Origin of the sequence: Tritonibacter sp. SIMBA_163 (assembly GCF_046535935.1) — a bacterium.
In the GTDB taxonomy this organism is placed as follows: Bacteria; Pseudomonadota; Alphaproteobacteria; order Rhodobacterales; family Rhodobacteraceae; genus Epibacterium; species Epibacterium scottomollicae.
On sequence record NZ_JAWJBP010001492.1, the window covers coordinates 1 to 231 of the forward strand.

Below are 231 nucleotides of genomic sequence, written 5' to 3' on the forward strand. Positions count from 1 at the left end.
AAGCATGGCATCGACATGGCGACAACAAAAGTCGTCGCAGCGATAAAAGAGATGGCCCGACCGGTCAACGATAACACTGAAGTTGCGCAGGTTGGCACCATCTCCGCCAACGGCGAAGCCGAGAACGGCCGTCAGATCGCAGACGCGACCCCGAAAGCCGGCAACGAGGGTGTCATCACCGTCGAAGCGAACCACGGCATGGCCACCGAGCCCGCCGTCGCCACGGACACG

General features: G+C 61.9%; 1 pseudogene. It reads left to right on the top strand.

What is annotated here, in order from left to right:
- Positions 1 to 231, top strand: a pseudogene (groEL, locus tag R0J92_RS27255) (chaperonin GroEL); the annotation flags it as partial.